Source organism: Nitratireductor basaltis, assembly GCF_000733725.1.
In the GTDB taxonomy this organism is placed as follows: Bacteria; Pseudomonadota; Alphaproteobacteria; order Rhizobiales; family Rhizobiaceae; genus Chelativorans; species Chelativorans basaltis.
Genome location: NZ_JMQM01000002.1, coordinates 459,083 through 473,101 on the forward strand (window position 1 = coordinate 459,083; position 14,019 = coordinate 473,101).

Annotated in this window: 11 protein-coding genes; 9 read left to right on the forward strand and 2 right to left on the reverse strand. The window is 60.2% G+C overall.

What is annotated here, in order from left to right; all coding sequences use genetic code 11:
• Positions 1-687: a GntR family transcriptional regulator gene (locus EL18_RS14615; RefSeq protein WP_244444612.1), complete on the reverse strand. Its 687-nt coding sequence runs from the start codon at positions 685-687 to the stop codon at positions 1-3.
• Positions 688-947: 260 nt separating this feature from the next.
• Here EL18_RS14615 and EL18_RS14620 point away from each other — a divergent pair, with 260 nt between their 5' ends.
• The 9 genes from EL18_RS14620 (at position 948) to EL18_RS14665 (ending at position 13,762) form a co-directional block, all read left to right on the forward strand.
• Positions 948-2,186: an NAD(P)/FAD-dependent oxidoreductase gene (locus tag EL18_RS14620; protein ID WP_036485834.1), complete on the forward strand. Its 1,239-nt coding sequence runs from the start codon at positions 948-950 to the stop codon at positions 2,184-2,186.
• A 419-nt stretch (positions 2,187-2,605) separates the two neighbouring features.
• A complete protein-coding gene (locus EL18_RS14630) occupies positions 2,606-3,535 on the forward strand; it encodes an ABC transporter permease subunit (protein WP_036485837.1) in 930 nt (309 codons plus the stop codon).
• Positions 3,535-4,989 carry a high-affinity branched-chain amino acid ABC transporter permease LivM gene (gene livM / locus EL18_RS14635; RefSeq protein ID WP_081871252.1) on the forward strand — a complete coding sequence of 485 codons (1,455 nt, stop codon included), beginning with the start codon at positions 3,535-3,537 and terminating at the stop codon, positions 4,987-4,989. The genes EL18_RS14630 and livM overlap by 1 nt, the downstream gene beginning before the upstream one ends.
• Positions 4,989-6,374, forward strand: a complete 1,386-nt coding sequence (locus EL18_RS14640; RefSeq protein ID WP_051914314.1) for an ATP-binding cassette domain-containing protein — start codon at positions 4,989-4,991, stop codon at positions 6,372-6,374. The genes livM and EL18_RS14640 overlap by 1 nt, the downstream gene beginning before the upstream one ends.
• Positions 6,371-7,105 carry an ABC transporter ATP-binding protein gene (locus tag EL18_RS14645; protein WP_036485839.1) on the forward strand — a complete coding sequence of 245 codons (735 nt, stop codon included), beginning with the start codon at positions 6,371-6,373 and terminating at the stop codon, positions 7,103-7,105. The genes EL18_RS14640 and EL18_RS14645 overlap by 4 nt, the downstream gene beginning before the upstream one ends.
• Entirely contained in the window at positions 7,105-7,473 is a 369-nt protein-coding gene (locus tag EL18_RS14650; RefSeq protein ID WP_036485849.1) for a DUF6867 family protein, read from the forward strand. The genes EL18_RS14645 and EL18_RS14650 overlap by 1 nt, the downstream gene beginning before the upstream one ends.
• Positions 7,474-7,615: 142 nt before the next feature.
• Positions 7,616-8,716, forward strand: a complete 1,101-nt coding sequence (locus EL18_RS14655; RefSeq protein ID WP_036485851.1) for a branched-chain amino acid ABC transporter substrate-binding protein — start codon at positions 7,616-7,618, stop codon at positions 8,714-8,716.
• A 248-nt stretch (positions 8,717-8,964) separates the two neighbouring features.
• Positions 8,965-12,426: a pyruvate carboxylase gene (gene pyc, locus EL18_RS14660; protein ID WP_036486463.1), complete on the forward strand. Its 3,462-nt coding sequence runs from the start codon at positions 8,965-8,967 to the stop codon at positions 12,424-12,426.
• A gap of 169 nt (positions 12,427-12,595) precedes the next feature.
• The gene (locus tag EL18_RS14665) at positions 12,596-13,762 is read left to right on the forward strand and encodes an MFS transporter (protein ID WP_081871274.1); all 1,167 of its coding nucleotides are present in this window, start codon (positions 12,596-12,598) and stop codon (positions 13,760-13,762) included.
• Positions 13,763-13,819: 57 nt separating this feature from the next.
• Here the strand turns inward: EL18_RS14665 and EL18_RS17645 are convergent, their stop codons facing one another.
• Positions 13,820-13,978 (reverse strand): DUF3309 family protein, encoded by a 159-nt coding sequence (locus EL18_RS17645; protein ID WP_036485855.1) that lies wholly within the window; start codon positions 13,976-13,978, stop codon positions 13,820-13,822.
• Positions 13,979-14,019: the final 41 nt, after the last annotated feature.

The following is a 14,019-nucleotide window of genomic DNA, read 5'->3' on the forward strand; positions in this document are numbered from 1 at the left end:
TCAAATGCGGGCTGCGGCCTCTGCGTTCTTGCGCAGGAACGTCACAAGCTGGTCGGCGGCCTTGGCAGCCTCACGCTCGTCCCCGTCTAGTATGGCCTGGATTACGTGGATATGCTGCTCTGCTGCTGGTGCAAGGCCTGAATCGGCCTTGAAACGGTACCAAAAGCGGCGGCTGTGCGTCTGAAGCGGCGCGGCCGCACGTGCGGCATGGGGATTGTCTGATGCCAGCGCCATGGTTTCATCCACTTCACGGTCCGCCTCGAGAAATGCCATCGCGTTTCCAGCGACGGTAGCCTTCTGCATGCGCAGTGCTGCCTGGCGAAACTGAACGGCGAGATCCGCCGTGACGAAGCGTGCCGCAGAGCGCGCGAGTGCAACTTCCAAACCGCGTCTGGCGTCCAACACCTTCAGCCAGTCACTCGCATTCAGGTCGGCAATTGCCAGGCCCGCACGCGGCCTGATTTCCACAAGCCCTTCCCACGACAGCCGTTGTATTGCCTCACGCACCGGTGTGCGACCGAGGCCCAGCATCCTGATGAGCGCGCCTTCGGTTGTGACCGAACGTGGCGGAAGTTCAAGCGTGACGATCATCTTCTCGAGCGCGTGATAGGCACGCGCCGCTGCTGGCAGATTGGTCGGAGTGAGGGAATACATGATGGTCCATTGTGATATATCTTGTTCAACCATAGCCGCCCGCATCCTCGAGCCGCCAGCATGATAAAGATATATCAACAGAGTTATCTTACATGCCGGTCCACACGAGGCTCTCGAGGCGGTCCCGCGTCGTTGCCATGGACTTCAGGTGCCTGGTGAAGAGACTGGACCAAGAGAAGGCGCTTGCACGGCTAGTCCTTCATGGGCAGCAATGCATATCAGGGACATGAAGACCGGCAACGGCGAGAGCGGGCCTGGGCGGCACGACAAGTGTCAGCAGGCGGAGAGGAACGATGGTCGAAGACATAGTCGTGCTTGGCGGCGGCATAATAGGGGTCAATGTCGCCGCACATCTTGCCGAAGCCGGGCAACGGGTCCTCGTCATCGATCGCTCGGGGATCTGCGAGGAGACGAGTTCCGGCAATGCTGGCGCACTTGCCTTCGCCGACGTCCTGCCATTGTCGCAGAAAGGCATGTTGCGACAGGTGCCGGGATGGCTTCTTGATCCGCTTGGTCCTTTCGCCATTCCACCTGGCTATGCGGCGCGGATCGCGCCATGGCTGGTCCGCTTTCTTATCGCCAGCAGACCGAAACACTATGACAGCGCGCTGGCAGCGCAGGCGGCCCTCATGAAGCTGTCAGCGAAATCCTGGCCGGATCTTCTGAAGCGTGCCGGCAGCATGGACATGTTGCGTGAAGAAGGAAGCCTGGAACTCTACACGGATGAGGCCGCATTCAAGGCATCCTTGCCCGGCTGGAAGGCGCGGGAGCAGTGCGGCATTTCATTTTCCCATGTGGAAGGAGCAGAGCTCGAGGCGTTGCAGCCGGGTCTGGCTGCGTTCATCAAGCGCGGCACCTATGTGCCCGGCTGGTACACGGTCGCCGACCCCCGATTGATCGGACAGCGCGTGTGGGCGCATGCGGAAGCGCATGGCGCTCGCTTCCTGCCCGGAGAAATCACCTCCATCGGATCAGCCGAGAGCGGAAAGCGAATCGTATTTTCCGATGGACGAAGCCTGATATGTCGCCGACTTGTGATCGCGGCCGGCGCCTATTCGCGCAAATTTGCCAAGCGCTTTGGTGATCTCGTCCCGCTCGAGACTGAGCGCGGCTATAATACCACGCTTCCACTTGATGCGTTTCCGGTGCGCAAGCAACTCATCTTTGGCGCCCATGGCTTCATCGTCTCGCCGCTGGCAACCGGAATTCGCGTGGGAGGCGCGGTGGAGCTGGGTGGTCTGAGGCGCCCGCCAAATTTTGCGCGTGCCAGTGCGATGCTGGACAAGGCGCAACGATTCCTGCCGGGACTGAAGCGCGAAGGCGGGCGGCAGTGGATGGGATATCGCCCCTCATTGCCTGATTCACTGCCCGTCATCGGGCGATCGCGCCGGGATCGGGACGTGATCTTGGCATTCGGCCACGGGCATCTCGGCCTGACCCAGGGCGCGGCGACGGGTAGGATTGTGCGCAGTCTCATGCTGGATGAAGCACCACCGCTGGACCTGACGCCGTTCTCACCGCAACGATTTTGAGTGTCCCGGGGGCAGCCGCAAGGCGACCGGCACCATCCTTGCACCGGTTCCGCTACAAATGCGCGACGTCAGCAACGCCGTGTAGAGCCTCCAGGCTGTCGCAGGGCTTAGAAAAGAGAATCCTCCGCAGTGAGCAAGCAGTTGCTGGCTATCTTGAATGCGCGCAAGAATTGTGCGTAACTTCGTCCAAATGCTGCGGATAATTCGAAAATTCGAAAAAAATCTGGCCTTCAACACAAGGACATTGCAGAGTGCGGGTGATAGCCTCCCCGCCACGGTTACGCCACAATGCGGGCATGGCACGATAAACAAGGTCGCGGGAAAAATATTGGACCAGCAGAAGTCCGACCAGGCGACCAGGGAACAACAATGACGCAGCGGATCGTCTCTCGATTCCGCTCAGGGGAGATACGCGAAATATGGAATATTTCGTCCAGCAGCTTATCAACGGGCTGACGCTGGGTTCCATCTATGGTCTCATCGCCATCGGTTACACGATGGTCTACGGCATCATCGGCATGATCAATTTCGCCCATGGCGACATCTTCATGATCGGCGCGTTCATCGCGCTGGCGATGTTCCTCATTCTGACCAGTGTGCTCGGCTTCGCCTTTCTGCCGCTCGTTCTGCTCATCGTGGTGATCGTCGCCATGATCTTTACCTCCGCCTGGGGGTGGACGGTTGAACGTCTGGCCTATCGGCCCTTGCGCGGTTCGTTCCGCCTGGCGCCTCTGATCACGGCCATCGGCATGTCGATCGTGCTGCAGAATTTCGTCCAGATCACCCAGGGCGCCCGCGTGAAGCCGCTGCCGCCCCAGATCCAGGGCGGTATCACCCTGATGGAAGGCAACACGGAAACCGGCGCCATCGTCGTCCAGCTTTCCTACATGCAGATCATCATCATCCTGACGACGCTTGCGCTGATGGCTGGTTTCACCATGCTCATCAACCGCACCTCGCTCGGCCGCGCGCAGCGCGCCTGTGAACAGGATCGCAAGATGGCTGCATTGCTGGGCGTCAATGTCGACCGCACCATTTCGCTCACCTTCGTGATGGGTGCAGCCCTTGCGGCCGTTGCAGGCCTGATGTTCCTGCTGCTCTACGGCGTGATCGACTTCTATATCGGCTTCCTTGCCGGCGTTAAGGCGTTCACCGCGGCTGTTCTCGGCGGCATCGGTTCGCTGCCCGGCGCGATGCTCGGGGGCCTGCTGATCGGTCTGATCGAAGTGTTCTGGTCGGGCTATTTCACGGTTGAGTACAAGGACGTCGCTGCCTTCTCGATCCTCGCGATCGTGCTCATCTTCCTGCCATCCGGCCTGCTTGGCCAACCTGAAGTGGAGAAGGTGTGATGGCCGGACCTGCAAAAAACGTATCGGCGGACATTCAAAAGCCCGCAGGAGCCCAGGCCAAGGCGGAAGCGCGCCGCGAAGGCACGCAGCCACCGGTGCCGACCGGCAAGACCATGCAGGATTCTCTGCGTGACGCGCTGACGGCTGCCGTTCTGGTCGGCGTGCTTGGACTGTTCTTCATCAACGTGCGCACCGACATCGCACCGGGTGGGTTGGACGTCACCACCCGCTGGGTTGCCTGGTTCGTATCGATCCTCATTGCCTTTGCCGGCCGCCTGGCGCTGAACGTCTTCGTGTTCAATGCGCGCAAGCCGGCAACGGAGACGCTGGGGCAGAAGGTCGCCGCACTGGGCAATGCAGCACCGGGAATGGGAAAATGGTTCCTTCGGGGCCTTTTCATCTTCGCCTGCATCCTGCCCTTCTTCTTCACGATCCTCTTCCCCGGCCGTGACCGCCAGTTCATCGACCTGGCGATCCTGATCATGACCTACATCATGCTGGGTTGGGGCCTGAACATCGTGGTGGGCCTCGCGGGTCTTCTCGACCTGGGCTACGTCGCCTTCTATGCGGTGGGTGCCTATTCCTTCGCGTTGCTTGCCCAGTATTTCGATTTCATCGGCTTCTGGGTGGCGCTTCCGCTTGCCGGTCTTCTGGCCGCGGTCTGGGGCATGGTGCTTGGTTTCCCGGTGCTGCGCCTGCGAGGTGACTATCTGGCCATCGTGACGCTGGCCTTCGGTGAGATCATCCGTGTCGTTCTGTTGAACTGGTACGAGTTCACCGGCGGCCCGGATGGCATTTCGGGCATTCCGAAGCCCACCTTCTTTGGTCTGGAACTGAAGCGCGGCGAGGGCGGGTTTGCCGATTTCTTCGGCATTGCCTATGACCCGATCCACCGGTTCATCTTCCTCTACTACATCATCTTCGCACTCGCGCTTCTGACGAATTTCGTCACGATGCGACTGCGGCGACTGCCGATCGGGCGCGCCTGGGAAGCGCTGCGCGAGGATGAGATTGCCTGCCGTTCGCTGGGCATCAACACCCGCAACACGAAACTGACCGCCTTTTCCATCGGCGCGATGTTTGGTGGATTCGCCGGCTCGTTCTTTGCTACGCGCCAGGGCTTCATCTCGCCGGAAAGCTTCACCTTCCTGGAATCGGCCATCATCCTCGCCATCGTGGTTCTGGGTGGTCTTGGTTCGCAGGTCGGCGTGGTCATTGCCTCGGTCGTCATGATCGGCGGCATCGAGATGCTGCGTAATCTTGGCTTCCTCAGCCAGGTATTCGGACCGAATTTTGATCCGGTCCAGTACCGCATGCTGATCTTCGGCCTCGCCATGGTTCTCATCATGGTCTGGAAACCGCGCGGGCTTGTCTCGACGCGCGAACCTTCGGCCGTTCTCAAGGAGAAGAAGAAGATCGGCGCAGACATGGTTGCACAGGGTGAGGGTCACTGATGAACGCGATGACGGGAAAAAAGGCGCCCGCGGGCGCAGCGCTTCGTCGTTGGGAGCAGGACCCTGTTCTCTCGGTGGAGCATCTGACAATGCGCTTCGGCGGACTGGTTGCTGTCGGTGACCTGTCCTTTGATGTGGGGCGGGGTGACATCACCGCCCTGATCGGGCCGAATGGTGCGGGCAAGACCACGGTCTTCAACTGCGTCACCGGCTTCTACAAGCCGACCGAAGGGCGCATCATCATGCGTCACGGACCGGGGCGCCAGGACGATACGGTGAAGACCGTGACGGATAGCGGCCTGCGCTTCCACAAGGAAGGTGGCCAGGGGGTTTATCTTCTGGAGCGGATGCCCGACCACGAAATTTCGCACAAGGCGAAAGTGGCGCGTACCTTCCAGAATATCCGCCTGTTCGGCGGCATGACCTGTCTGGAAAACCTGCTTGTCGCCCAGCACAATCCGCTGGTGGTGGCATCCGGATTTTCCATTGGCGGCATTCTTGGGCTGCCGAGCTACAAGAAGGCGGAAGAAGAGGCGATCGAGCGGGCGGTCTACTGGCTTGAGCGTACGCATCTCATCGACCGCGCCGACGATCCGGCATCCGATCTTCCCTATGGTGCGCAGCGCCGTCTGGAGATTGCACGCGCAATGTGCACCGGCCCGGAGCTTCTGTGCCTTGATGAGCCTGCTGCCGGTCTCAACCCCCGCGAATCTGCCGAGCTGAATGATCTCCTGCGCTATATCCGCGAAGAACATGGCACCTCGGTGCTTCTGATCGAGCACGATATGGGCGTGGTGATGGAGATCTCCGATCACATCATCGTGCTGGACTACGGCGTGAAAATCTCCGATGGCACGGCTGATGAAGTGAAGGCTGATCCGAAGGTCATTGCCGCCTATCTGGGCGTGGATGACGAGGAAGAGATCGACATTCCGGAAGTCCTGGAGGACGTGAAGGAAGTCGTGGAGGAGCATGAAGAACAGGTTCATGCCTCCTCGGACGTGCCCGAAGCACAGGAAATCGTCATCGCCGATGCGGCAAACTATCCCGGCCGCCAGCCGGTGGGTTCCATCGAGCCGCCGGCTTCGGGTGCAAACAACCTGACGCGGATCCGCGGCATCGGTCCGCAGAACGAGCGCAAGCTGAATGCGCTTGGCATCTGGACCTTCGGACAGATCGCCTCATGGAGTGCCGAAGAGATCCGGTGGGTCGGCTCCTATCTCGCATTCCCCGGTCGTATCGAGCGGGAAGAATGGGTTGCCCAGGCAAAGGTTCTGGCAGAAGGCGGGGACACGGAATTCTCCAAACGCGTCGACGGGGGGAAGGTGTCCTCCAGCCGCGCGGGTCGTGGTCCGGCCAAAGGTAGCAAGGGAGGCAAGGCATGACGAACGCGGCAGATACATTGCTTTCGGTCCGCGGCGTCGAGACCTATTACGGCAAGATCTGTGCCCTGCGGGGCGTGGATTTCGAGGTGCATCGCGGTGAGATCGTGACGATGATCGGCGCCAATGGTGCCGGCAAGTCAACGCTCATGATGACTATCTGCGGCAATCCGCAGGCGCGCACCGGTCAGATCATCTATGACGGCGTGGACATCACCTCGATGCCCACCCATGAGATCATGCGCATGAGCATTGCCCAGTCTCCGGAAGGGCGGCGCATCTTTCCGCGCATGACGGTGATGGAAAACCTGCAGATGGGCGCTTCGCTTGTCGACCCGAAGCACTTCAAGTCGGACCTGGACAAGGTGTTCACGCTGTTCCCGCGCCTGAAGGAGCGCCAGCATCAGCGTGGCGGCACGCTTTCGGGTGGCGAGCAGCAGATGCTGGCCATTGGCCGTGCTCTCATGAGCAGGCCCAAGCTTCTGCTTCTCGACGAGCCGTCGCTGGGGCTCGCGCCGCTGATCGTGAAGCAGATCTTCGACGCGATACGCGAGCTGAACGAGACCGAGGGACTGACGGTGTTCCTGGTGGAGCAGAATGCGTTCCATGCGCTCAAGCTCGCCCATCGCGGCTATGTGATGGTCAATGGCAACATCACGATGAGCGGCACGGGGCAGGAACTTCTCAAGAAAGAAGAAGTGCGTGCAGCCTATCTTGAAGGAGGGGCACACTGATGGAAGGCAATGCAAACAGTCTGATCTGGGAAGTCTCCGTCTGGGAATTCGTCTTCGTGACGGTCCTGCTTGCTGGCGGTGCGGCCTATCTCACGGGCAAGGCCGTGGCCAGTGCATGGCAGCCCAATCTCCAGCTGGCGGCCTATGTGCTGCTTCTGGGGCTGGCAACCCGCTTCATCCATTTCGCGCTCTTCAACGGCACGCTCCTGTCGCCCTATTATTACATTGTCGATGTAGTGGTGCTGATGGCGATTGCCTTTGTCGGGAAGCGGATCACGAGAGCGCGGCAGATGAGCACCCAGTACAGTTTTCAATATTCGCGCAGCGGTCCGATGAACTGGACCAAAAAAGCCGCCGCGGATTCATGATTAACCAGAACAATAGCTTCACTTCGCGTTAGAATTGAGCTTTGATGCTGGTTAAGCGGGCGCAGGCCCGCGCGGCAGAACCGGAAAGCCGAACACCATTTCCGGAAAGCTGTGGGAACATCAGGTGTTAAAGGGAGATACCATGAAAAAAGCACTTCTGGCTGGCGCAGCGCTCAGCTTCGTGATGACCGGTTCCGCTTGGGCCGATATCACAATCGCAACCGCCGGCCCGATGACGGGGCAGTATGCCTCCTTCGGTGCTCAGATGAAGGCTGGTGCAGAACAGGCCGTGGCCGATATCAACGCGGCTGGCGGCGTGAACGGCGAACAGCTCGTTCTGGAAGTTGGTGATGACGCCTGCGATCCGAAGCAGGCCGTTGCCGTTGCAAACCAGTTCGCCGGTCAGGGCGTGGCATTCGTTGCAGGTCACTTCTGCTCGGGTTCCTCGATCCCGGCTTCCAGCGTTTACGCTGAAGAAGGCATCATCCAGATCACTCCGGCTTCGACCAATCCGAAATTCACCGATGAGCGTCCGGGCGACGGCGTGTTCCGCGTTTGCGGTCGTGATGACCAGCAGGGTGAAGTGGCCGGCAACTTCCTCGTCGAGAATTTCGGCGACAAGAAGGTTGCTTTCGTTCACGACAAGACCGCCTATGGCAAGGGTCTGGCCGACGCAACCAAGGCTGCCTACGAGGCTGCAGGTGGCACGTCAGCGCTCTACGAAGCCTACACCGCTGGTGAAAAGGACTACACCGCGCTTGTTTCCAAGCTGAAGCAGGAAGGCATTGGCGTTCTCTATGTAGGTGGCTACCACACCGAAGCCGGCCTCATGGCACGCCAGATGCGCGAGCAGGGCATGGACACGGTTCTCGTTTCCGGTGACGCTCTCGTGACCGACGAGTACTGGGCCATCACCGGTGATGCCGGCGAAGGCACGCTCATGACCTTCTCTCCGGATCCGCGCAAGAACGAAGTCGCGAAGCCGGTTGTTGAAGCTCTTGAAGCTGCAGGCAAGACCACTGAAGGCTATGCGCTTTACACCTACGCAGCCATCCAGACCTGGGCGAAGGCTGCAAATGATGCCGGTTCGGTCGAGTATGATGCGGTGGTCAAGGCGCTCAATGAAGGCACCTTCGACACCGTTCTGGGAGAACTCTCCTTCGACGAGAAGGGCGACGTGACCCTGCCGGGCTATGTCTTCTACGAGTGGAAAGACGGCCAGTACGACTATCTCGAGCAGTAATCAAAGCTCGAATTGCAAGAATGCGGCCCGGCAGCAATGCCGGGCCGTTTTTGTTTGCGCAAGATCCTTTACAGGATCCTTCTCTTGCAAAGATATGCTCATACGGGACCTGACCTTGCGATATATGCGTTTGCGCTGCAGCATTCCGCACGCTAATCAATGCATGGCGTTTTTCGGGGAGGGGCGGCGCCTCGTGCCTCTGCCCGGCGAAGCGTACGCAATTTTGTTTCCTTCACCGGAGTATGCCAGTGCAGATCAAGAAGCTTCTCGTCGCAAATCGTTCCGAAATTGCCATTCGCGTCTTTCGCGCAGCCAATGAGATGGGAATTCGAACGGTCGCGATATGGGCGGAAGAGGACAAATACTCGCTACACCGGTTCAAGGCCGACGAGTCGTACCAAGTCGGACGCGGGCCGCATCTGGACAGGGATTTCGGCCCGATCGAGAGCTATCTTTCGATTGAGGAAGTGATGCGCGTCGCAAAGCTCTCCGGCGCCGATGCAATCCATCCCGGATACGGCCTGCTTTCCGAAAGCCCCGAATTCGCCGAAGCTTGTGCGGAAGCCGGCATCACCTTCATCGGACCGAAGCCTGAAACCATGCGCCGCCTGGGAAACAAGGTTGCGGCGCGCAATCTCGCCGTCGAAGTGGGCGTGCCCGTCGTTCCGGCTACCGAACCGTTGCCGGACGATATGGATGCGGTTCGAAAGATGGCGGACGAGATCGGCTATCCGGTCATGCTCAAGGCCTCCTGGGGCGGTGGCGGTCGCGGCATGCGCGCCATCCGCAAGGCCGAAGACCTTGAACGCGAGGTGATGGAAGCCAAGCGCGAGGCAAAGGCCGCCTTCGGCAAGGACGAGGTCTATCTTGAAAAGCTCGTCGAGCGTGCGCGCCATGTGGAAGTGCAGGTGCTGGGCGACACGCATGGCAATGCGGTGCATCTGTTCGAGCGCGACTGCTCCATCCAGCGCCGCAATCAGAAAGTCGTCGAGCGTGCGCCGGCACCTTACCTTGACGACGCGAAGCGCGAAGAGCTCAGCGGCTATGCGCTGAAGATCGCGCAGGCAACGGACTATGTGGGGGCGGGCACCGTCGAGTTCCTCATGGATGCCGACACGGGCGCCTTCTACTTCATCGAGGTCAATCCACGTATCCAGGTGGAGCATACGGTCACCGAGGAAGTGACCGGCATCGACATCGTGAAGGCACAGATCCGCATTCTCGAAGGCCAGGAGATCGGCAACGGCAATACCGGCGTTCCGGTTCAGTCGGAGATCAAGCTCAATGGTCACGCGCTTCAGTGCCGCATTACCACGGAAGATCCCGAGCAGAATTTCATTCCCGATTACGGACGCATCACAGCCTATCGCGGTGCGACCGGCTTCGGTATCCGTCTTGACGGCGGCACGGCCTATTCGGGCGCGGTCATCACCCGCTTCTACGATCCGCTTCTGGAAAAGGTGACGGCATGGGCACCGACGCCGGAAGAAGCAATCCTGCGCATGGACCGCGCGCTGCGCGAGTTCCGTATCCGCGGTGTCGCGACAAATCTGACCTTCCTTGAGGCGATCATTCGCCACGAGAAATTCCGCAACAACACCTACACCACCCGCTTCATCGATACGACGCCGGAACTCTTCGACCAGGTGAAGCGCCGCGACCGCGCGACTAAGCTTTTGAACTATCTGGGTGATGTGACGGTGAACGGTCACCCCGAAGCACGTGACCGCCCGCGGCCCAAGGCCGATGCGGCTGCCCCGATCATCCCATATATCAACGGAGCCGTTCCCGATGGCACCAAGCAGGTGCTGGATGAGCGCGGTGCTGAAGGCTTTTCCAAGTGGATGCGCGAGCAGAAGCGCATTCTGGTGACCGACACCACGATGCGTGACGGCCATCAGTCGCTTCTGGCCACGCGCATGCGCACGCACGATATCGCACGCATCGCACCTGTCTATGCACGCGCGCTGCCGGAGCTGTTGTCGCTCGAATGCTGGGGTGGTGCGACTTTCGACGTTTCCATGCGCTTCCTGCAGGAAGATCCGTGGGAGCGTCTGGCATTGGTACGCGAAGGTGCGCCGAACCTGCTTCTGCAGATGCTTCTGCGTGGCGCAAACGGCGTCGGCTACACCAACTATCCCGACAATGTGGTGAAGCTTTTCGTGGAGAAGGCCGCAGAAGGCGGGATCGATCTCTTCCGCGTTTTCGACTGCCTGAACTGGGTGGAGAACATGCGCGTGGCGATGGATGCCGTTCGCGAGAGCGGCAAGCTCTGCGAAGCGACCATCTGCTATACCGGCGATATCCTTGATCCGGAGCGCGCCAAATACGACCTGAAATATTATGTCGGCATGGCCAAGGAGCTTGAGGCTGCCGGTGCGAACATAATCGCTGTCAAGGACATGGCCGGCCTGTTGAAGCCGAATGCTGCGCGCGCGCTCTTCAAGGCACTGCGCGAGGCGACGGATCTACCGCTGCATTTCCACACGCATGACACGTCCGGCATTTCGGCAGCGACCGTTCTGGCGGCGGTGGAGAGCGGCGTGGACGCAGTGGACGCGGCCATGGATGCGCTTTCGGGCAACACCTCCCAGCCCTGCCTGGGCTCGATCGTCGAGGCGCTCAAGGGCGACGAACGCGACACCGGGCTCGACCGTGAATGGGTGCGCCGCATTTCCTTCTATTGGGAAGCCGTACGCAATCAATATGCGGCCTTCGAGAGCGACCTGAAGGGCCCAGCCTCGGAAGTCTATCTCCACGAGATGCCGGGTGGTCAGTTCACCAATCTGAAGGAACAGGCACGTTCGCTCGGTCTGGAGACGCGCTGGCACGAGGTGGCGCGCGCCTATCACGACGTCAACATGATGTTCGGCGATATCGTGAAGGTGACGCCGTCTTCAAAGGTCGTTGGCGACATGGCGCTGATGATGGTCAGCCAGGACCTGTCGGTTGATGAAGTCGTTGATCCGCGGAAGGACATCGCGTTCCCCGACTCGGTCGTCTCCATGCTGCGCGGCGATCTGGGGCAGTCGCCGGGCGGATGGCCCGAAGCGCTGCAGAAAAAGGCGCTCAAGAACGAGAAGCCCATCACCGTACGCCCCGGCTCGCTTCTGGAGCCAGCTGATCTGGAGGCAGATCGCAAGGAGCTGGAAGAAAAGCTTGGCCGCGAAGTCAGCGACTTCGAATTTGTCTCCTGGCTGATGTATCCCAAGGTCTTCCTTGATTTCGCGGCCGCGCAGGAGACCTATGGCCCGGTCAGCGTTCTGCCGACGCCGGTCTTCTTCTATGGTGTCGAGACCGAGGAGGAGATCTTCGTTGATCTGGAGCGCGGCAAGACGCTAGTCATCCGCTGCCTTGCCGTCGGTGAGCCGGACGAGAAGGGCATGGTCACGGTATTCTTCGAACTCAACGGCCAGCCGCGCCGCGTGAAGGTGCCGGATCGCCGCCATGCAGGTGCTGCGAAGACGCGTCCGAAGGCGGAAGCCGGCAACGAGGCACATGTGGGCGCACCCATGCCGGGCGTCATCTCCTCCGTCTCGGTTACGACGGGTCAGGATGTGAAGGCGGGCGATGTCCTCTTGTCCATCGAAGCCATGAAAATGGAAACAGCGCTTCATGCTGAGCGTGACGGCGTGGTGTCGGAAGTTCTGGTGAAAGCCGGTGAGCAGATCGACGCAAAGGATCTGCTCGTGGTCTTCGAGAGCGCCTGATCCAATCCGCGACCACCCAGTGAAAGCCGGCTCGTTGCAGCCGGCTTTCTTCGTTCTGGACCAAATCGCGGGAACGCCATGTCTGTTGACCTCCTGTCACGAAACGGCGCTATGTGCAGCATTCGATTTTGCAAGGGGAGCCGGACGGCTCGTCTTAATGGAAACCACCATGACTGATCGCACGAATATTCGCGGCCGCAGGGCCGGCGCTGCCTGTTTTTTCGCCAATGGCTTCATGGTCGGCAGCTGGGCGCCGCAGATACCTGAACTGGCACTGCGCTTTTCCCTCAGTGAATCGCAACTTGGGCTGCTGATCCTGGTTTTCGGCATCGGTGGGGTGAGCGCCATGCCGCTGAGCGGTATGCTGATCGGAGCCTATGGAACCCGCCCGCTCTTGCGTCTGTCTGCAATATTGCTCCCGACCGCATTCCTTGCCGTCATACTCGCACCCACACTGCCGCTTCTCGTGGTGCTGCTCGCACTGTTCGGTGCCATGCTGGGGGCGATGGATGTCTCGATGAATGCCAATGCGGTGCTGATAGAGCGCCGCCTTGGACGTGCAATCATGTCGTCTGCCCACGGGTTCTGGAGCCTTGGCGGCTTCGTCGGTGCGGGCGTCGGCGGGCTGGTGTTGGAAGCGAATGGCTATGTCTTCCATGCCATCGCGGTCGCCGTGGCTGCAATTGTGCTGGCGGTCATGGCGTGGCCGTATCTGCTTCTGGAGCGACGGCCGGTTCTGGAGGATCGGGGGAAGATGCGCCTGCCGCGCAATCCTGCGATCTATCTCGTGGGCATCATCACGCTGTTCTGCATGGCGCCGGAAGGCGCGGTTCTCGACTGGGCCGCGCTGTATCTGCGCGAGGAGATGGGCGCGAACATTGCCGTAGCGAGCCTTGCCTTCACGGCCTTTTCAGGTGCGATGGCATTGATGCGCTTTGCCGGTGACGGATTGCGCAATCGCTTCGGGGCAGTGCGGATGCTTCGTTTTTCTGGGATGCTGGCGGTGGTGGGAATGATCGGGGCAGGGCTCGCGCCATCTGCGGTCATTGCGATCGCGGCTTTCGCGCTTACCGGTCTCGGTATTGCCAACATGGTGCCCATTGCCTTTTCGGCAGCAGGCAACCAGCCGGGTATTTCTTCAAGTGCGGGAATGAGCGTGGCGACCACGATCGGCTATTCCGGCCTGCTGATTGCTCCATCGCTCATCGGATATGTGGCCGAGCATACCGGCTTTCAGGTGGTCTATCTGGGGCTGGCAGGCCTCTTGGCTCTTGTTATCATGCTGGCCCAGATCGTGGCACCTGCAGACCGGATTCTGTCTCAGCCGGCAGAATGACAACCATGTTGGAGGCGCCTGCACCCCGTGAGGGTACAGGCGCTTTTGTGTGGCCGGTCAGATCTGGCCCATCAAGACCAGTATCAGAATGATCACGAGAATCAGGCCGAGTATGCCCGAGGGCCCGTAACCCCAACCGCGTGAGTAGGGCCATGCGGGGATGGCGCCGATAAGCACAAGTATCAGGATGATAATCAGGATTGTGCCGAGTGACATGTGTGTTGCCCTTGCTAGAGATGAACCAACAGGCGCACAAC